The organism is Marivivens aquimaris, from assembly GCF_015220045.1.
Classification (GTDB): domain Bacteria; phylum Pseudomonadota; class Alphaproteobacteria; order Rhodobacterales; family Rhodobacteraceae; genus Marivivens; species Marivivens aquimaris.
Genome location: NZ_JADBGB010000001.1, coordinates 1,178,364 through 1,196,094, shown reverse-complemented (window position 1 = coordinate 1,196,094; position 17,731 = coordinate 1,178,364). Strand labels below are relative to the sequence as shown.

18 protein-coding genes are annotated in these 17,731 nt (G+C 60.8%); 11 read left to right on the top strand and 7 right to left on the bottom strand.

Annotated features, from left to right (window positions below; all coding sequences use genetic code 11):
* Nucleotides 1-8: 8 nt before the first annotated feature.
* Nucleotides 9-557: a peroxiredoxin gene (locus IF204_RS05940; RefSeq protein WP_194095419.1), complete on the bottom strand. Its 549-nt coding sequence runs from the start codon at nt 555-557 to the stop codon at nt 9-11.
* 171 nt (nt 558-728) lie between these two features.
* Between IF204_RS05940 and lipA the strand changes: the two genes are divergently transcribed.
* Together lipA and IF204_RS05930 are read left to right on the top strand one after the other, a co-directional pair.
* Entirely contained in the window at nt 729-1,679 is a 951-nt protein-coding gene (gene lipA / locus IF204_RS05935) for a lipoyl synthase (protein WP_194095417.1), read from the top strand.
* A gap of 141 nt (nt 1,680-1,820) precedes the next feature.
* Entirely contained in the window at nt 1,821-2,111 is a 291-nt protein-coding gene (locus IF204_RS05930; protein WP_194095415.1) for a helix-turn-helix domain-containing protein, read from the top strand.
* On the opposite strand, the gene IF204_RS05925 is transcribed toward IF204_RS05930, so the two are convergent.
* Nucleotides 2,102-2,545, bottom strand: a complete 444-nt coding sequence (locus IF204_RS05925; RefSeq protein WP_194095413.1) for a type II toxin-antitoxin system RatA family toxin — start codon at nt 2,543-2,545, stop codon at nt 2,102-2,104. The two genes, IF204_RS05930 and IF204_RS05925, sit on opposite strands and share 10 nt — an antisense overlap.
* 143 nt (nt 2,546-2,688) lie before the next feature.
* On the opposite strand from IF204_RS05925, the gene hpt reads away from it, so the two are divergent.
* The 3 genes from hpt to IF204_RS05910 all read left to right on the top strand — a co-directional run bounded on the left by hpt (nt 2,689) and on the right by IF204_RS05910 (nt 4,709).
* Complete coding sequence (gene hpt, locus IF204_RS05920) at nt 2,689-3,237, top strand: hypoxanthine phosphoribosyltransferase (RefSeq protein WP_194095411.1); 549 nt, start codon at nt 2,689-2,691, stop codon at nt 3,235-3,237.
* A gap of 119 nt (nt 3,238-3,356) precedes the next feature.
* Nucleotides 3,357-3,815: a cytochrome c gene (locus IF204_RS05915; protein WP_194095410.1), complete on the top strand. Its 459-nt coding sequence runs from the start codon at nt 3,357-3,359 to the stop codon at nt 3,813-3,815.
* Nucleotides 3,816-3,818: 3 nt separating this feature from the next.
* Nucleotides 3,819-4,709, top strand: coding sequence for a c-type cytochrome (locus IF204_RS05910; RefSeq protein WP_194095409.1), 891 nt, complete (start codon nt 3,819-3,821; stop codon nt 4,707-4,709).
* Nucleotides 4,710-4,738: 29 nt separating this feature from the next.
* Here the strand turns inward: IF204_RS05910 and IF204_RS05905 are convergent, their stop codons facing one another.
* The 4 genes from IF204_RS05905 to IF204_RS05890 all read right to left on the bottom strand — a co-directional run bounded on the left by IF204_RS05905 (nt 4,739) and on the right by IF204_RS05890 (nt 8,145).
* Nucleotides 4,739-5,899, bottom strand: a complete 1,161-nt coding sequence (locus tag IF204_RS05905) for an ammonium transporter (RefSeq protein WP_194095408.1) — start codon at nt 5,897-5,899, stop codon at nt 4,739-4,741.
* A gap of 151 nt (nt 5,900-6,050) precedes the next feature.
* Nucleotides 6,051-6,539: a CinA family protein gene (locus tag IF204_RS05900; RefSeq protein ID WP_322743265.1), complete on the bottom strand. Its 489-nt coding sequence runs from the start codon at nt 6,537-6,539 to the stop codon at nt 6,051-6,053.
* On the bottom strand, nt 6,536-7,027 hold the full coding sequence (locus IF204_RS05895; protein WP_194095407.1) for a phosphatidylglycerophosphatase A family protein: 492 nt from the start codon (nt 7,025-7,027) through the stop codon (nt 6,536-6,538). Before IF204_RS05895 ends, IF204_RS05900 begins: the two co-directional genes overlap by 4 nt.
* Complete coding sequence (locus tag IF204_RS05890) at nt 7,024-8,145, bottom strand: bifunctional 2-C-methyl-D-erythritol 4-phosphate cytidylyltransferase/2-C-methyl-D-erythritol 2,4-cyclodiphosphate synthase (RefSeq protein ID WP_194095406.1); 1,122 nt, start codon at nt 8,143-8,145, stop codon at nt 7,024-7,026. Before IF204_RS05890 ends, IF204_RS05895 begins: the two co-directional genes overlap by 4 nt.
* Before the next feature lie 195 nt (nt 8,146-8,340).
* Here IF204_RS05890 and dusB point away from each other — a divergent pair, with 195 nt between their 5' ends.
* The 5 genes from dusB to ntrX all read left to right on the top strand — a co-directional run bounded on the left by dusB (nt 8,341) and on the right by ntrX (nt 15,548).
* Nucleotides 8,341-9,336: a tRNA dihydrouridine synthase DusB gene (gene dusB / locus IF204_RS05885; RefSeq protein WP_228069084.1), complete on the top strand. Its 996-nt coding sequence runs from the start codon at nt 8,341-8,343 to the stop codon at nt 9,334-9,336.
* Complete coding sequence (locus IF204_RS05880) at nt 9,333-10,415, top strand: two-component system sensor histidine kinase NtrB (RefSeq protein WP_194095405.1); 1,083 nt, start codon at nt 9,333-9,335, stop codon at nt 10,413-10,415. The genes dusB and IF204_RS05880 overlap by 4 nt, the downstream gene beginning before the upstream one ends.
* Complete coding sequence (locus IF204_RS05875; RefSeq protein ID WP_194095404.1) at nt 10,415-11,779, top strand: response regulator; 1,365 nt, start codon at nt 10,415-10,417, stop codon at nt 11,777-11,779. Before IF204_RS05880 ends, IF204_RS05875 begins: the two co-directional genes overlap by 1 nt.
* A gap of 116 nt (nt 11,780-11,895) precedes the next feature.
* Nucleotides 11,896-14,127, top strand: a complete 2,232-nt coding sequence (locus IF204_RS05870; protein ID WP_194098158.1) for a sensor histidine kinase NtrY-like — start codon at nt 11,896-11,898, stop codon at nt 14,125-14,127.
* A gap of 11 nt (nt 14,128-14,138) precedes the next feature.
* A complete protein-coding gene (ntrX, locus tag IF204_RS05865; RefSeq protein ID WP_194095402.1) occupies nt 14,139-15,548 on the top strand; it encodes a nitrogen assimilation response regulator NtrX in 1,410 nt (469 codons plus the stop codon).
* Here the strand turns inward: ntrX and IF204_RS05860 are convergent, their stop codons facing one another.
* On the bottom strand, nt 15,549-16,181 hold the full coding sequence (locus IF204_RS05860; protein ID WP_194095400.1) for a TetR/AcrR family transcriptional regulator: 633 nt from the start codon (nt 16,179-16,181) through the stop codon (nt 15,549-15,551).
* 168 nt (nt 16,182-16,349) lie between these two features.
* Between IF204_RS05860 and trkA the strand changes: the two genes are divergently transcribed.
* Nucleotides 16,350-17,726, top strand: coding sequence for a Trk system potassium transporter TrkA (gene trkA / locus IF204_RS05855; RefSeq protein ID WP_194095398.1), 1,377 nt, complete (start codon nt 16,350-16,352; stop codon nt 17,724-17,726).
* The last annotated feature ends 5 nt before the right edge of the window (nt 17,727-17,731 follow it).

Genomic DNA, 17,731 nt, shown 5'->3' with positions numbered 1-17,731 from the left:
GCGGGCGATTACGCTGCGGCTTCTGCGTTTGCTTTCTTGATCCACGACAGGACGTTTTCCGGCGACGATTCACCGTAGGGGTCTTCGCCGTGGTTGTCGCACAGGCCCGGCTCTTCGAACCATGCTTCGACAACACCGTCGTTGATCACGGCAGCGTAGCGCCACGAGCGCAGACCGAAGCCGAGGTTATCCTTGCGCACCAGCATACCGACGCGGCGGGTGAATTCGCCCGAACCGTCCGGAATGACTTTGACGTTCTTGAGGTCCTGCGCCTTGGCCCACTGGTTCATGACGAACGAGTCGTTGACCGACATGCAGTAGATTTCGTCGATGCCTTCGGCAGCGAAATCGGCGTAGCCGTTTTCAAAGCCCGGAAGCTGGTAGGTCGAGCAGGTCGGGGTGAATGCGCCCGGCAGCGAGAACAGAACAACGCGCTTACCTGCGAAGTAATCGTTGGTGGTCTTGTCTTCCCAGCGGAACGGGTTCGGGCCTTCAATCGACTCGTCACGAACGCGGGTTTTGAAAGTCACCTGGGGAAGCTTGTAACCGACTTGCATAGTCATCTCCATTTTGGCTTTGGCGGCTCGCGCCGCATTTGAGCCGTACTTAGAATGATTCCAGTCGGGTCTCAATGCTGCTTTGCGGCAATACGAATGCATATCGGGCATTCGTTGCGTTCATTACGGAAAAGGCCTAAGTCTTTGGCAGATCGCTCGCAGGAGGAGCACATGCGCGACCTTAAGATCCCCGATCAGCGCCACCCAGAAAAGGCGCATCGCAAGGATAACGCCCAACCGAAAAAGCCGTCGTGGATCCGCGTGAAGGCCCCGACATCGCAGGGCTACCGCGACACCCACAAGATCATGCGCGAGCACAAACTGGTCACGGTTTGCGAAGAAGCAGGCTGCCCGAACGCGGGCGAATGCTGGAGCCAGGGCCACGCCACCATGATGATCATGGGCGAGATCTGTACCCGCGGCTGTACGTTCTGCAACGTCGCCACCGGCAAACCGCAAAATCTCGACGCGTTCGAGCCGGGCCGTGTGGCCGATGCAGTCCAGAAACTCGGCCTGAAGCACGTCGTGATTACCTCGGTCGACCGCGATGACCTTGACGATGGTGGTGCGGAGCATTTCGCCCAGACCATCCGCGCTGTGCGTCACCGCTCGCCCGACACCACCATCGAAGTGCTGACCCCCGACTTCCTCAAGTGCGGCCCTGACGCGCTGGAAACTGTCGTTGCGGCGAAGCCCGACGTGTTCAACCACAACCTCGAAACTGTGCCGGGCCTCTACCACGAAGTCCGTCCGGGTGCGCGTTACTTCCACTCGCTGCGTCTGTTGCAGCGCGTGAAGGAGATCGACCCGTCGATGTTCACCAAGTCGGGTATCATGGTCGGTCTTGGCGAAGAGCGTGCGCAGGTTCTGCAAGTCATGGACGACATGCGGTCTGCCGACATCGATTTCCTGACCATCGGCCAGTACCTCCAGCCGACCCCGAAGCACCACGCCGTAGACCGTTTCGTCACGCCCGACGAGTTCAAGTCCTACGAGCAGGCGGCTTACGGCAAGAACTTCCTGATGGTCTCGGCCACGCCGCTGACTCGTTCGTCTTACCACGCGGGCGACGATTTCGCGCAGCTGCGTGCGGCGCGGAACAAGAAACTGGGTCTGGCGTGATCTGAACGGGTTTCGGGGGCGCTGCCCCCAGCGGCGTTGCCGCTTCCCCCGGGATATTTACAGCACAAAGGCAAGGGGCGCGGCTCCTTGCCTACGTTATTAAGCTCAATGGTGAATGGTTTGGAGCTTGGTGAATTGGCCATGACTGGTGATTTCAGCATGGCGGCTTGCGGGAGGCGGGTCAAAGCGGCTCGGCTTGCCTCAGGATATGATGTTGCAAGGGATTTCTCTACGGCGACCGGGACTCTCCCTTCGACAATCGCGAATATCGAGAAAGCTCGACAGTACCCGAGTAGAGAAGTCATGATATTTCTCTACAAGCACCACCGCATCGACTTTAATTTCATCCTCGCCGGCGAATACCGTCAGTTGCCGTTCGAGGTGGTCGAACTTCTGGGTTCTGAGCTTTCGAAATTGAACGCTCAGCCGTAAAGCTGGCGGGCGCGGTCTTCGAAGGCGCGGACGACGCGGGACATGGCTTCATTGAAGAACATGCCTGCGGCGCCTTGCAGGATGCGGCTTTTGAATTCGAAGTCGACCTTGAACGCGACCTCGCAGCCGCCCTTGACATCGCGGAAGTTCCAGACACTGTTGAGATATTTGAACGGGCCGTCGATGTATTCGGTGTCGATCTGTTTTGTCTCGGGCCAGAGCGTTACGCGCGAGCCGAAGCTTTCGCGGAAGACTTTGAACGACACGACGAGATCGGCCAGCATCACTTTGTGATCGCCGTGGTCGGTGACAGACCGGATGCGGGCGCCTGCGGTCCACGGGAGGAATTTGGGGTAACTCGCCACATCGGCCACCAGATCGTACATCTGCTGGGCGCTATAGGGCAGGACCTTGGATTCTTCGTGGTGCGGCATGGGTCGTCCTCGTCGTCTTCCGCCCTTTACTTACGGCGCTGAGTGCAGAGCGCAAGGGGCGAGCTTGCGCCCAAGGATACCCGTGGCGATTTGCCCGAGTTTGGCGCATGGTGGCGGCGCAGCGGAAGACCGGAGGATTTGGCATGACCACGCGCAAGTATCACATCGATCAGATGATCTCGGCCAAAGCGATTGCCGCGCGGATCGAGGCGCTGGCGGACGAGATCAAAGCCGAGTTCGACGACACGCCCAAGCTGGTGGTCGTGGGGCTGCTACGTGGATCGTTCGTGTTTATCGCCGATCTGGTGCGTGAGCTCGATCTGCCGGTGGAAGTCGATTTCATTGAAGCCTCGTCCTATGGCGATAGCACGGAAAGCTCGCGCGAGGTGCGTATCCTCAAGGACCTGCGCGGGCAGATCGCGGGGCGTGATGTGCTGATTGTCGAGGATATCGTCGACACGGGCCACACGCTGTCTGCGGTGTCGGAGTACCTGACCGCCCGCCATCCGGCGCGGATGAAGACGATTGCTTTGCTGGATAAACCCGCCCGCCGCGAGGTCGATTTCAAGGCCGACTGGATCGGGTTCGAGATCCCCGACGAATTCGTTGTGGGCTACGGCATCGACTTTGCCCAACGGAACCGCAACCTGCCGTATATCGGGTCGGTCAAGTTCGAGGACGATGAAGGATAACTTCAACTGCACGTGATGTGCGCCGAAACATAGTGTGTCAGCGCTGGTGCAGGATAGCTTGAAAGCGCAACTGCCTGCACCATGCTTATCAATATTCTTTTTATGATCAGGAGACACTCATGTTTCGCACTGCCTCTTTGACCGCCGTTCTTGTTGCCGCCATTGCGGCGCCTGCAATTGCGCAGGACGCTAACCCCGCCGTCTCGGCCCGTCAGGCACATATGGACCTGCTGGCCTTCAACCTCGGCACGCTGGGCAACATGGCCCGCGAGCGTATCGAGTATGATGCCGAGGCCGCCAGCGCTGCTGCTGCCAACCTCGTCGCGCTGACCTCGATCGACCAGAGCGCTTATTGGGTCGAGGGCACCGACGCCGACACGCTGATGGAATCCCACGCGCTGCCCGCGATCTGGGAAAACATGGACGATTTCGAAGCCAAGACCGCGGCTCTGCATGACGCGGCTATGGCGATGGAAGAGGCCGCAGGCGTAGACCTCGCTTCGCTTCAGGGCGCGATGGGTGGCCTCGGTCAGGGCTGCGGTGGTTGCCACCAGCTGTATCGCCAGTCCGATAACTGATCGATGAAGCGTATCCTTACAGCCGGTGTGGCGATCGTCGCAGTTGCGGCCGCTGCCGGTTGGTTTCTGACCGCGCCGAAGCCTCTGGACGAGAGTGCCGTTTCCGGCATGACAGGCGATCCCGAAGCGGGTCGTCTGGCGTTCGCCGCCGGTGGCTGTGCGTCCTGCCACATCGCGCCGGATGCGGAGGCGTCGGACCAGCCCGTGCTGTCGGGCGGTCAGGAGTTTGCCTCGGAGTTCGGGATTTTCGTCGCGCCGAACATTTCGCCCGACGAAGAGCATGGCATCGGCGGGTGGACGGACCTCCAGTTCGTCAATGCGGTGAAGGAAGGTATCGGGCCGGACGGAAAGCACCTCTATCCGGCGTTTCCCTATAGTTCCTACACCCGCGCGGGCGTTCAGGACATTCTGGACATCGAAGCCTACATCCGCACGCTGCCAGCCTCGGCCGAACCGAACCAGCCGCATGAGCTGGCGTTTCCGTTCAGCATCCGCCGCAGCGTGGGTGGCTGGAAGCTCCTGTTCTTCGGCGATGACTGGGTTGTGGACGGTGATTTGACCGAGGAGCAGCAGCGCGGGCGCTATCTGGTGGAGGGGCTCGGCCACTGCGCCGAATGCCACACACCGCGCAATGCGCTGGGTGCGCTAGATACCTCGCAATGGCTGGCTGGTGCGCCCAACCCGTCGGGTCAAGGCAACATCCCGAACATCACGCCAGGGGCGCTCGATTGGAGCGCGGCGGATATCTCGGCCTATCTGGAGAGCGGGTTCACGCCCGAGTTCGACAGTGCGGGCGGCGATATGGCCCATGTGGTCGAAAACATGTCGCAGCTACCCGCGAGTGACCGCGATGCGATCGCGGCGTACCTCAAAGCGGTGCCTGCCGTGAATTAAAAAAGGGGGCCAATCGGCCCCCTTTGTTTTTACGAGTTCAATTCGTAAGCGCGTTCGCCGTGGACCGCGAGGTCGAGGCCGTTGGTCTCGGTCTCCAGATCGACGCGGATCGGGATGAAGATCTTGATCACGTAGATCAGGACCAGCGTCGCAACGACGGTGAAGATGCCGACGATCGCGAGGCCCGAAAGCTGTGCAGCCCAAGTCGCGCCGCCGAAGACAGCGATCATGATCGTGCCGAAGATGCCGCCGACACCGTGGACTGCGAAGACGTCCAGCGAGTCGTCGAGCTTCAGGCGGTCACGGATCAGCACAACGGCTTCCTGACACAGGATACCAGCCACGCCGCCGATGATGAGCGCTTCGACAGGGCCGACCGAGCCCGCAGCGGGGGTGATCGACGCCAGACCCGCGATGGAGCCGGTGACCATCGACACGAGCGATGCGCGGCCGAACTTGATCTTTTCCCAGAGCGCCCAAGTCAGCGAAGCGGTTGCAGCCGACAGGTGGGTGACGGTGATCGCCATTGCAGCCGAGCCGTCAGCCGCCAGAGCCGAGCCGCCGTTGAAGCCGAACCAGCCGACCCACAGCATACCGGCGCCGATGAAGACCATACCCGGCTGGTGCGGCGGGGTGTGCTTGGTCTTGCGCGGGCCGAGAACCAGCGCCAGCAGCAGTGCAGCCAGACCAGCAGTTTCGTGAACGACAATGCCGCCAGCGAAGTCGACAACGCCCATGTTGGCAAGGAAACCGCCGCCCCAGATCCAGTGTACGACCGGCGCGTAGACCAGCAGCATCCATGCGCCCGAGAACACCAGCACGAAGGCAAAGGTGATACGCTCGACGTAGGCGCCGACGATCAGGGCAGGGGTGATGATGGCGAAGGTCATCTGGAAGGCGAAGAACAGCACTTCGGGGATGGTGCCTGCCAGCGTGTCGGCGTCGACACCTGTCAGGAACGCTTTGCCCATGCCGCCCCAGTAGGCACCCTCACCGCCGAACGCGATGGTGTAGCCCGCGACGAGCCACAGCACGCTCATCAGACACGCGATGGCAAAGCAGTGCATGAACACGCTGAGTACGTTCCGACCACGCACAAGGCCGCCGTAAAACAGAGCCAGGCCCGGCAGTGTCATAAACAGCACCAAGGCAGTGGCCACGATGATCCAAGCGGTATCCGCTCCGTTCATTTGTCCCCTCCAAAAATCTGGGTTGTCCCTATTCGGAGGCGCTCAAAGCGGATTCACAATGCGCAGGAAAGAAGCGATTGCGGTATGGGGTGATGTTTTTGTGCGCAGTTTGCGAACTGCTTAAATGGTGTGCGGAAAATGCCGTGGGTGGTCAGGAAGTGTGCGAAATGGAAATGATACGGTCTAGGAGCATCTGCAAGGCGTGTTCGGTTGCAGCGCTGCGCACATTTTCGCGTCCAAGTGCACCAAATTCGACCGTTTGGCAAAAAGTCTCGACCCCGTCGGTCACGCCAAAACAGACGCGGCCCTCGGGTTTGAAGTCCGATCCGCCCGGTCCGGCGATACCCGTGGTCGCAACAGCCACGGCAGTGCGGGCATGGAGGCGCGCGCCCTCGCACATCTCCTTGGCGGTTTCTTCGCTGACCGCACCATGGGCGTCGAGCGTCGCTTGGCTGACGCCCAGCATCTCGACCTTGGCGGTGTTGGAGTAGGTGACATAGCCGCGCTCGAACGCGGCGGAGCTGCCCGCGATGTCGGTCAGTGCGGCAGCCACCATCCCGCCCGTGCAACTCTCTGCGGTGGCGATGGTGATGCCGCGCTCCTTGGCGGCAAGGATGACCTGTTTCGCGAGCGGGATCACATCAACAGCCCATGCGCTGCGCCTGCGGCGACCATCGTGGCGACGCCTGCGAAGACGCCTGCCAGCAGGTCGTCATACATCACGCCCAGCCAGTCGTGGCGGCGGTCAGCGCGGCCGATGATCCACGGCTTCCAGATATCGAACAGGCGGAAGAACAAGAACGCCGCGACCCAACCCGGATAGGGGAAGTTCCAGTTATCAAGGCCCATGAGCCAGAACCCGAGGCTGGGGAAGCACAGCGCCAGCCACTGCGCGGCCACTTCGTCGATGACAATTTCCGAGGGGTCCTCACCGGGGCGGTTCTTCAGCTCCGCATGACAGGCCCAGAAACCCGCGATAGTCGCCAGAACGGTGGCAAGCGCCAGCAGCGGGAAGCTTCCGAGGCCGTGCAGCACGAGGCCCAGAGCCACCGCAACCGCCGAACCCCACGTGCCGGGGGCAGGGCGCAGCAGGCCAACGTAGAAGAATGTCGCGACAAGACGGCTCATAGTTTCACCAGTGTTGCTGTGGCGATGGAGGCAATGCCTTCTTCGCGGCCCGTAAAGCCGAGCTTTTCAGATGTTGTGGCTTTGACGCTCACGCGGTCTTCGGTCAGGCCCATGATCGTGGCCATCGCAGATTTCATCGCGGCGTGGTGCGGGCCGACCTTGGGCGCCTCGCAGATCAGTGTGCAATCCACGTGGGTGATGGTGAAGCCGTTGTCTCGCGCCAGTTTGCAGGCATGTTCGAGGAAGATATGGCTCGCGGCGCCTTTCCACTGCGGATCGCTCGGCGGGAAGTGCTGGCCGATGTCGCCCATCCCGAGTGCGCCGTAGATCGCGTCTGTGACTGCGTGCATTCCAACGTCGGCATCGGAATGGCCCTTGAGCGACTTCGTGTGCGGCACCTTCACGCCGCAAAGCCAGACGTGATCGCCTTCGGTGAAGGCGTGAACGTCGTAGCCGTTGCCTGTACGGATATCCATTCCTGCTCCTAAGTGTCTTTCGGCGCGGGCGAAATCGTCCGGTCCGGTGATCTTGATATTGGCTTCGTCGCCCTCGACGATCAGAACGTCAAGCCCTGCGGCCCGCGCCACCTGCACGTCATCCGCTGCCGCGCCGCTATAATTACGGTGCGCATCGAGGATCTTGGCAAAACGGAATCCCTGCGGCGTTTGCGCGCGAAACAGGTTGGTGCGGTCCTGCGTGCCGTCGACATAGCCGTCCTTGCCGACCCAAAGCGCATCCGTCACAGCCACCGCAGGCGCAGCGCCGTCGTGCGTAGCGAGGGCATCCACCACACGGGTGATGACAGCCTGCGACACCAGCGGGCGCGCGGCATCGTGGATCAGAACGACATCAGGGGCGTCATTCGCCAGCGCCTCCAGCCCGTTACGGACCGAGGCATCACGGCTCGCGCCGCCCGCGACGCAGGTGCATCCTTCAAGCTCCGCCGCGCGGTGCATGTCGTCGGGGTGCAGCACGACAACAATGCGGCCCGCACTGGCAAATCGCTCCAGCGTGTGGGAAAGCACAGTGCGGCCATGGATGATGCGCCATTGCTTCGGCACGTCGCCTCCTGCACGTACGCCGCGTCCGGCAGCAACGATGATGACCGCTTTGTTCATATGCACCTCATGTTCGCCACGCGGTTTAAGGTGCGCGCCGGAGCGGGGCAATCTTGCGCTGTCACAATTCGGTGCATTATGCCCATTATTTGTGCAACGCATATGATATGGTCAAATATCAGTTGCCTAGTCATTGAGCGTGGCCGCGTGTTTGGCTACTTCTAAATCGAACGCCCAACAAATGAGCAGCCTATTTTGTCTCTGAGCGAATCCCTTTCTATCGGCACCGTCGACCTCGCGCCCGCAGTGGCTTTGGCTCCGCTCGCCGGCATTACCGACCTGCCGTTCCGTCAGCTGGTATCCAGCTTTGGCGCGGGTTGGGTCGTGTCCGAGATGGTCGCGAGCCAGGAGATGATCCAAGGCAAACCCGGCGTGCGCGAAAAGGCCGAACTGGGTTTCGATCAAGCCAATACCGCCGTGCAGATCGCGGGCCGCGAGGCCTACTGGATGGCCGAGGCCGCCCGCGCTGTCGAAGCGAACGGCGCGAAGATGATCGACATCAACATGGGCTGCCCAGCGAAGAAGGTCACAAACGGCTATTCGGGCTCCGCGCTGCTCAAAGACCTCGACCACGCGCTGACGCTGATCGAGGCCGTGGTGGGCGCCGTATCGATCCCGGTGACGCTGAAAACCCGCCTTGGCTGGGACGATAACCTTCTCAACGCTCCTGAACTGGCGCGTCGCGCCGAGGCTGCGGGCATCCAGCTTCTCACCATCCACGGACGCACCCGCTGTCAGTTTTACAAAGGCAGCGCCGATTGGGCCGCGATCCGCGAGGTGAAAGACAGCGTTTCCATCCCCGTAATCGCCAACGGCGATATCGTCAGCTTGGAAACGGCCAAAGAGGCATTGGACCAGTCGGGCGCGAACGGCGTGATGATCGGACGCGGCGCGCAAGGCCGCCCGTGGATACTGGCACAGATTACAGCAGAATTGACAGGGACACCGGCAGTGAACGCGCCGGAAAAAGAAGAATTTATAGACATGGTATCAAACCATTACGAGGCGATGCTCGACTTTTACGGCATCGAACTGGGCGGCCGCGTCGCCCGCAAACACCTTGGCTGGTATCTCGACGAAGGCGCGCCCAAAACGCCGCTCCGCCGTGACATCCTTACTGCAAGCGAGCCGTCCAAGGCATTAAAACTAATCAGAGAAGCCCTCTCGGACGCCGAAGGGATCGCCGCATGATCGCTGACGCAAACCTCTGGAATTCGCTTCCTGTGCCCGCGCTGCTAGTCGGCGAAGGGGACGTGATCCTCGACAGCAATCCCGCTGCCGAAAGCTTCCTCAATCTGTCGAGCAAGTCGCTCATCGGTTCCAGCCTCTGGGACAAGGTGATGATCGACGCGCCGCTGGAGGAAGCCTACAGCCGTGCGGTGACTTACCGCTCGTCGCTGTTCGTCAACGACGTGGACGTCGGCTCGGGCGAGCGCCCGCCGATCCTGTGCAACATCCAGTTCTCGCCGCTGTCGGGGCAGGACAATACGATGCTGATGATGATCTCCCCGCGCGAGATCGCCAACCGCGTCACCGTTAACCAGTCCTCGGGCAAGGCCGCTAAATCCGCGATCGGCATGGCGGAGATGCTGGCGCACGAAATCAAGAACCCGCTCGCCGGTATCACGGGCGCGGCGCAGCTTTTGTCTATGAACCTGTCCTCCGAAGATCAGGAGATGACTGACCTCATCGTTGACGAATGTCGCCGCATCGTGAAGCTGCTGGAGCAGGTCGAACAGTTCGGCAACCTGCGTCCGCCGCTGCTCAAACCCATGAATATCCACGACGTTCTGGACCGCGCACGTCAGTCGGCCTCGGTCAGCTACGGCGCGCATATGATGTTTGTCGAGGATTACGATCCCTCGCTGCCGCAGACCTTGGCCGATGGCGACCAACTGCTTCAGGTCTTTATGAACCTGATCAAGAACGCCTGCGAGGCGGGCTCTGCGGGCGGGTCGATCCGACTGCGGACCTTCTATGACACCTCGCTGCGCGTGCGCCGCGCCGATGGCACCCACGCACGTTTGCCGCTTCAGGTGGAAATTATCGACGATGGCCCCGGATTGCCGCAGGACATCGCCAATGACGTGTTCGAACCCTTCGTGTCAGGTCGTGAAAACGGGACTGGCCTCGGGCTGGCGCTTGTCGCCAAACTGATCGGGGACATGGGCGGCTGGATTTCGGTGGATAGCACCCCCGGCAAGACCGTGTTCCGCATTTCGCTGCCGCGCGCACCCAAAGAATTACCTATGACCGACGGAGATAACTGATGGACGGAACTGTACTTGTCGCCGATGACGACCGCACAATCCGCACTGTTCTGACACAGGCGCTGACGCGGGCGGGCTGCAAGGTCCACGCGACGTCGTCTCTGGTGACGCTGATGCGCTGGGTCGAAGAAGGCAAGGGCGATCTGGTGATCTCGGATGTTGTCATGCCGGACGGTAACGGTCTGGAACAACTGCCGAAAATCAGCGCAGCGCGTCCTGGTCTGCCGGTCATCGTGATCTCTGCGCAGAACACGATCATGACCGCGATCCAAGCGGCCGAGGCGGATGCCTACGACTACCTGCCCAAGCCGTTTGACCTGCCGGACCTGATGAAGCGCGCCGCGCGTGCGCTCGAAGTCAAACGCCGCGCACCTGCGCCGAAAGCTGAAACCGCCGACCGTTCGAACGAACTGCCGCTCGTGGGCCGGACCCCCGCGATGCAGTCGCTCTACCGCCTCGTCGCGCGGATGATGAACACGCCGCTGCCCGTACTGATTACGGGCGAAAGCGGAACCGGCAAATCGCTGATCGCCCGCGCGATTCACGACCTGTCCGACCGCCGCAGTCTGCCGTTTGTTGTGGTTTCGCCCAGCGATCTGCAAGGCATGGACGGCCCGTCGTCGGTCATTGCCCGTGCTAAGGGCGGTTCGATTTTGTTCGATGAAGTCAGTGACATGACCGACGATGTTCAGGCGAAAATCGTGCGTATGCTCGACAGCCTCGGCGAGAACGCGCCGCGCATCATGGCGACCAGCCAGTCGGACCTGATGAACCGCATGGAGAACGGCGAATTCCGCTCGGATCTGTTCTACCGCCTGTCCGGCGTGACGATTTCGGTGCCATCGCTGCGTGAGCGCGTCGACGATATCTCGCTGCTGTCCGAACACTTCCTCGCACGTTCCGAACGTGATGGCCTGCCGCATCGCCGCCTGAGCAGCGGCGCGCTCGATCTCGCCCGCGCTTACAGCTGGCCGGGAAACGTGCGTCAGCTGGAAAACGCGATGCGCCGTTTGGTGGTGACTGCCGCCGAAGAGGAAATTACTCGCAGCGAGATGGAAAACATCCTTCAGAACCAGCCCGCGATGGAGCCGCTGCGCTCTGGCGACGGTGGGGACAAGTTGTCGGCCTCGGTCGCCAAGCATTTGCGCCGCTACTTCGATCTGCACGGAGGCGTTCTGCCGCCCGCAGGCCTCTACAACCGGATTTTGCGTGAAGTTGAAACGCCGCTCATCGAAATCGCGCTGGACGCGACGGGCGGAAATCAGGCGAAATGTGCCGACCTGCTCGGCATCAACCGCAATACTTTGCGTAAAAAGATCACTGAGCTGGATATTCGCGTGACACGACGCCGTAAGCTGATGTAAATTCGCCACATAACAGTGACCAAAGAGTCGCAACTGCGGCATCCAAGGCACATAGGCGGAGGCGGGTCAAAACCCGCCAAACAACAGGGCAAGATGTGAAGCGTTCCGTGTCAGCCATGCTGATCGGCCGGTTCAACCGGTGGCGACTCCAGCGTTCCGTACAGAACGCGTTCACGCTCGGGCTGGTCATCCTCGGACCGGCCTTGGCGGGCGTTACCTTTTTTGTCATGGGACCGCTCGATCAGGGCAGCGCGGACAACTCGTTGCGCGTCGTGCTGCTGGCTGACCTCGTTTATATTCTGGTGGTCGCGGGCCTCGTGGCAGAGCGGATCATGCGGCTGATTGCGGCCCGCCGTGCGCGGTCTGCTGGATCGCGGCTTTATGCACGGCTGACCGGCGTCTTTGTCCTGCTTGCACTGCTGCCGACTGTGCTGGTCGCGGTGTTTGCGGTGCTGTCGATCAATGTTGGTCTAGAGGGCTGGTTCTCCGAACGCGTCGGCAACGTTCTGAACAATTCGTTCCGCGCGGCAGAGGCGTACAAGGACGAACATCGTCAGGAATTGACGCGTGATGCCAATGCCTTAGCGTCCTATCTTAACATCCAGCGCCAAGCCACGCCGTTCATGTCGGATGGTGAGGTCCGCGAGGCGCTCGCCGCCGTTCAAAGCACCATCGACCGCTCCCTGTCCGAAGCTTTTGTCATTGATGCGACGGGTGAATACCGCGCCCGCGCCGTCGGGTCCTACCAGTTCGACATGGAGCCGCTGACTGCCGAGGACATCGCTAAGGCCGACCGCGATGGCTCGCTGATCTTCGAGGACTGGGACAACAACGAATTCCGCATCGTCCTGCCGCTCGACAGCTTCCTTGACCGCTATTTGTATGTGAGCCGTCCGGTCGATGGCGCGATCCTCAACCTGCTGGACGAAACGCAGGAGACGGTGAGCCTGTATAACCAGATCGAGAGCGACCGTGGGCGGCTGCTGTTCGAATTCGGCCTGATCTACATCGGCTTCGCGGTGATCCTGATCCTTGCGGCTATCTGGCTCGCGATCTGGTTCGCCGAGCGTCTGTCGCGTCCTGTGGGCCGCCTCGTTTCGGCGTCCCAGCGCGTCGGTGCAGGTGACCTCAACGTGCGCGTTTACGAAGAGCCGGGCGATGACGAGATCGCGCAATTGAGCCGTGATTTCAACAAGATGACGCAGCAGCTTAACGAGCAGCGCAAGACGTTGATCCAGAATACCAACCAGATCGAAGAGCGCCGCCGTCTGTTCGACTCCGTGCTGACGTCGATTACTTCGGGCGTTGTCGGTCTGGACTCGGACGGCGCAATTACCTTCGTGAACCGCTCGGGCGAGCGCCTTCTGGACATGGAGGCCGGCATGGAGGCCGGTTCGCTCGTGGTCGCTGTGCCGGAGTTCGGACCGCTGTTCGACAGCCTCCACAGCGAGGGCCGCGAGGTCGTGCAGGCGCAGGTGAACCTGATCCGTGCGGGCCATCAGGAGGCGCTGCTGGTGCGCATGAGCACGCGGCGCACTACTGACGGTACGCTCGAAGGTTACGTGGTGGCGTTCGACGATGTGACCGACCTCGTGACCGCACAGCGGACCGCAGCGTGGGGCGATGTGGCCCGCCGCATTGCGCACGAGATCAAGAACCCGCTCACGCCGATCCAACTTTCCGCCGAACGGATCAAGCGCAAGTTCGCCCCGAAGGTTGGCGAGGAGAGCGATACGCTCGAACAGATGACCGATGTGATTGTGCGTCAAACCAATGACTTACGCCGCATCGTTGACGAGTTCTCGCGCTTCGCCCGTATGCCGGAGCCGATCAAGGTCACGCATGACCTGAGCAAGCTCGTGCATGATGCGGTGATGCTGCAAACCAGCGGTCAGCCGGAGGTAAAGCTGGTCGAAACGCTGGTCGACAATCCGGTCCCTGCCGACGTGGACGCGACGATGATAGGTCAGGCGCTGACGAACCTCATCAAGAACGCGGGCGAAGCCATTGAAACGCGGAAAGAAAAGCTAGGTCATGACGTCCAGCCCGAAATCCGCGTGACGATGGAGCTCGACGGCAAGATCGCGCGCATCTGCATCTCGGATAACGGGATTGGGCTGCCCGAAGATCGCGGCCGCTTGTTCGAGCCCTATGTCACGACGCGTGACAAGGGCACGGGCCTCGGGCTGCCGATCGTGAAGAAGATTATCGAAGAACATGGTGGAATCCTGCAATTGCAGGACGCCGAAGAATATGACGGAACGGGCCATATAGGCGCGAAAGCTGTCATCGAACTGCCGATCCGCACCGATATTAACGGTGACGGAGCGCAAATGATTGAACCGTGAGGGGCAAGAATATGGGCGACATTCTCATTACCGACGACGAACGCGACATCCGCGAGCTGATCTCGGACATCCTGAAGGACGAAGGGTTCAGCACCCGCGTCGCGGCGAACGCCGAACAGTGCATGTCCGAAATCGAGAGCGAGAAGCCCGCTCTGATGATCCTCGATATCTGGCTGAAGGACAGCCACATGGACGGGATCGACATCCTCAAGAAGGTAAAGCGCGAACATCCCGAGATCCCGATCGTGATCATCTCGGGCCACGGCAACATCGAAATCGCGGTGGCCGCGATCAAGCAGGGTGCCTACGACTTCATCGAAAAGCCGTTCAATATCGACCAGTTGATGGTTGTTATCCGCCGCGCCATGGAAACGTCGCGTCTGCGTCGTGAAAATCAGGAACTCCGCCGCGCCGATGCCCCCCCCGCAGAGATGCTGGGCGAGAGCACCATTTTCCGCACGATGAAGTCGCAGCTCGACAAGGTCACCAAATCGAACGGCCGCGTGATGCTGTCAGGTGCGCCGGGTAGCGGTAAGGAAATTGCTGCGCGGTATATCCACGCCAATTCGAACCGCGCCGATGCGCCGTTCGTCGTGGTGTCGTCAGCCTCTATCGATCCCGAACGCATGGAAGACGTGTTGTTCGGACGCGAAACCAAGGAAAACGGGATCGAGCAGGGCCTCCTCGAACAGGCCAACGGCGGTGTCATCTATTTTGACGAGGTGGCAGAGATGCCGCTCGGTACGCAGTCCAAGATCCTGCGCGTCCTTGTGGACCAGACCTTCAACCGCGTTGGCGGTACCGAAAAGGTGCAGGTCGATCTGCGCGTGATCTCCTCCACCAACCGCGATCTGGACGCCGAGATTGCCGCCGGAAACTTCCGTCAGGAACTGTTCCACCGTCTGAACGTGGTGCCGATTGCCGTGCCGAGCCTTGCCGAGCGCCGTGACGATATCCCGATGCTGGCCGAATATTTCATCGAGACGTTCAACCGCACCCAAGGTCTGCCGTTGCGGGCTCTCGCCGATGAAACCCGCGCGATGCTCCAGACCATGCCGTGGCCGGGGAATGTGCGTCAGCTGAAAAACGTGGTGGAACGTGTACTGATCCTCGGAGACAGCAGCGAGCCGATCTCTGCCCGCGAACTGCCTGCGCAGGAAAACCATGTCGAAGAAGACGGCCGCGTTGTCCTGTCGGGTGCGCTGGCCACGCTGCCGCTGCGCGAAGCGCGCGAGCTGTTCGAGCGTGAATATCTACTCACGCAGATCAACCGTTTCGGCGGCAACATCAGCCGCACGGCGTCGTTTGTGGGAATGGAGCGCTCGGCTTTGCACCGCAAGCTCAAGTCGCTCGGCGTGGTCACGTCCTCCAAGAGCGGAGCACGCGTGGCCCACGTCAACGCTGACGGCGAAGAAGAGTAATCAGACGAGCGAACGAACGATCTGGCGGAGGTTCGCCTCTGCCAGACGATCCAGCGTCGTATCATCGACACCGCAAACGTCCTTGAGCGTGAAATAGGGCTCCGGCCCGATCACGGCGGCAATACGCAGGCTAATTTCTTCGATGCGGTCGCCCAGCGACTTCGCAATCGGGTCGAGCGCGAGCGTAATCATCCGCAGACGGCGGTCGTTGCGGGCGTCGGTCTTCTCGAACGGGGTCTGACGGGTCGCGATGCGTTCGTGGCGCTTGGCGATGAACAGACGGTAGCCCGCCTCATTGCGGCGCACCCATTCCATCATCATGTTGTGCACTGCGACGACCCGCTCGATAGGATCCTGGTGCGCACCGACTTTTTCTTTGAATTCGACCATATACTCGTCATCACGGCCTGAATCGTGACGGATGATCGCTTCGATCTGGATAGTCTCGGCGTCTGGGAAATAGCGATATGCGGTTGCTGTCGAAATGTTGGCGGCGTTTGCAACGCCCGCCACCGTAATGGGTTCGTTCCGACGAAGCATTTCGTAGGCAGCATCTAAAAGAGCATTGCGCGTACGGATCTTCTGACTGACGCGACCTTTTTCCAGCGCGTTCGCCCTAATAGCCGATGACATTTCGTATTCTGTCCCAGTTTTTGGTTGTATTTTAATTATCAGTTCGCCTGTTAAGCAACCTACTAATTGGTTTTGCAACAGGTTTGCAAGCCCAAGGTGGCCAGCCTTCCGATTGACCATACTTCCTTTAGGTGCGACACCATGAGGGAATTAGCCGGGAAGGTTGGGATGAAGGTTATTATTTGCGGCGCCGGTCAGGTGGGGTGGCAAATCGCACGTCACCTGTCGTCAGAGCGCAATGATGTCACCGTGGTCGATAACAACCCCGAATTGATCCGGCGCGCGATGGAAACGCTCGATGTGAACGGCGTTGCGGGCCATGCGTCCTATCCCGACGTGCTGGAACGGGCAGGGGCCGAAGACGCCGATATGATTATCGCGGCGACCCACTCGGACGAAGTGAACATGGTCACCTGCCAGATCGCGCACTCCGCCTTCGCGATCCAGCGCAAGATCGCACGCATTCGCGCGCAGAGCTATCTGGACGCGATCTATTCGGACCTCTACCGCCGCGATCACATGCCGATCGACGTGGTGATCAGCCCCGAACGCGAAGTCGCTGCGGCGGCTCTTCAGCGTCTTGCGGCGCCGATGGCCTTCGATACGGAGAATTTCTTTAACGGCAAAGCGCAGCTCTTGGGCATCACGGTGGACGGCGACTGTCCGGTCATCAACACGCCGCTGCGCCAGCTGACCGATCTGTTCTCGACCTTGCAAGCGATCGTCGTGGGCATCCGCCGCGAGGGCACGCTGTTTGTGCCTTCTCCTGGTGACCAGATTTTCCCGCAGGACGACGTCTATGTCTTCGCCCGCGAGGAAGACGTGAACCGCACGTTCGAAGTGTTTGGCAAGCGCACCGTCAAGCAGGAGCGCATCGTCATCATCGGTGGCGGTAACGTTGGTCTCGCGGTGGCCAAAGAGCTGGAAAGCCGCCAGCAGCGCGTCCGCGTCAAGATCATCGAAAAGGACCGCGCTCAGGCAGAGATTGCCGCCGACGCACTGGAACGGACGATTGTTCTGAACGGTGACGGTCTGAACGCGAGCCTTCTGGAAGAGGCGAACGTTGCCACAGCCGACGCGGTTCTGGCTGTCACCGACGACGATAAGACCAACATGCTGTCAGCTGTTCGGGCCAAGGCCAACGGCGCGAAGATGGCGATCTGTCTGACCAACGATCCGACACTGATGGGCCTGCTGCCCGCGCTCGACATCGACGCGTACATCAACCCGCGTGCGACCACCGTGTCGTCGATCCTGCGCCACATCCGTCATGGCCGTGTGCGCTCGGTCTATTCGGTCGGCGATGCAGAGGCGGAGATGATCGAAGCCCACGTCCTCGGCACATCGCCGATGTCGGGTCAGAAAATCCGTGACATCGGTTTCCCTGAAGGCGTCATTGTTGGCGGCATCCTGCGCGATGGCCAGTACAAGAAGCCGAACGCCGATTTCCGCATCGAAGAGGGCGACATGATCGCGATCTTCGCCCGCGCGCCCGATGTGCCGGAAGTCGAGCGACTTCTTCAGGTTTCGATCGATTACTTCTAGACCGA

What these genes read in the sequence shown, in the direction of transcription:
- IF204_RS05905 (WP_194095408.1), bottom strand. Translation starts at nt 5,899, where the DNA reads ATGAACGGAGCGGATACCGCTTGGATCATCGTGGCCACTGCCTTGGTG.
- IF204_RS05940 (WP_194095419.1), bottom strand. Translation starts at nt 557, where the DNA reads ATGCAAGTCGGTTACAAGCTTCCCCAGGTGACTTTCAAAACCCGCGTT.
- IF204_RS05925 (WP_194095413.1), bottom strand. Translation starts at nt 2,545, where the DNA reads ATGCCGCACCACGAAGAATCCAAGGTCCTGCCCTATAGCGCCCAGCAG.
- IF204_RS05895 (WP_194095407.1), bottom strand. Translation starts at nt 7,027, where the DNA reads ATGAGCCGTCTTGTCGCGACATTCTTCTACGTTGGCCTGCTGCGCCCT.
- trkA (WP_194095398.1), top strand. Translation starts at nt 16,350, where the DNA reads ATGAAGGTTATTATTTGCGGCGCCGGTCAGGTGGGGTGGCAAATCGCA.
- ntrX (WP_194095402.1), top strand. Translation starts at nt 14,139, where the DNA reads ATGGGCGACATTCTCATTACCGACGACGAACGCGACATCCGCGAGCTG.
- IF204_RS05875 (WP_194095404.1), top strand. Translation starts at nt 10,415, where the DNA reads ATGGACGGAACTGTACTTGTCGCCGATGACGACCGCACAATCCGCACT.
- IF204_RS05860 (WP_194095400.1), bottom strand. Translation starts at nt 16,181, where the DNA reads ATGTCATCGGCTATTAGGGCGAACGCGCTGGAAAAAGGTCGCGTCAGT.
- IF204_RS05915 (WP_194095410.1), top strand. Translation starts at nt 3,357, where the DNA reads ATGTTTCGCACTGCCTCTTTGACCGCCGTTCTTGTTGCCGCCATTGCG.
- IF204_RS05880 (WP_194095405.1), top strand. Translation starts at nt 9,333, where the DNA reads ATGATCGCTGACGCAAACCTCTGGAATTCGCTTCCTGTGCCCGCGCTG.
- IF204_RS05930 (WP_194095415.1), top strand. Translation starts at nt 1,821, where the DNA reads ATGACTGGTGATTTCAGCATGGCGGCTTGCGGGAGGCGGGTCAAAGCG.
- IF204_RS05910 (WP_194095409.1), top strand. Translation starts at nt 3,819, where the DNA reads ATGAAGCGTATCCTTACAGCCGGTGTGGCGATCGTCGCAGTTGCGGCC.
- IF204_RS05890 (WP_194095406.1), bottom strand. Translation starts at nt 8,145, where the DNA reads ATGAACAAAGCGGTCATCATCGTTGCTGCCGGACGCGGCGTACGTGCA.
- hpt (WP_194095411.1), top strand. Translation starts at nt 2,689, where the DNA reads ATGACCACGCGCAAGTATCACATCGATCAGATGATCTCGGCCAAAGCG.
- lipA (WP_194095417.1), top strand. Translation starts at nt 729, where the DNA reads ATGCGCGACCTTAAGATCCCCGATCAGCGCCACCCAGAAAAGGCGCAT.
- IF204_RS05870 (WP_194098158.1), top strand. Translation starts at nt 11,896, where the DNA reads ATGCTGATCGGCCGGTTCAACCGGTGGCGACTCCAGCGTTCCGTACAG.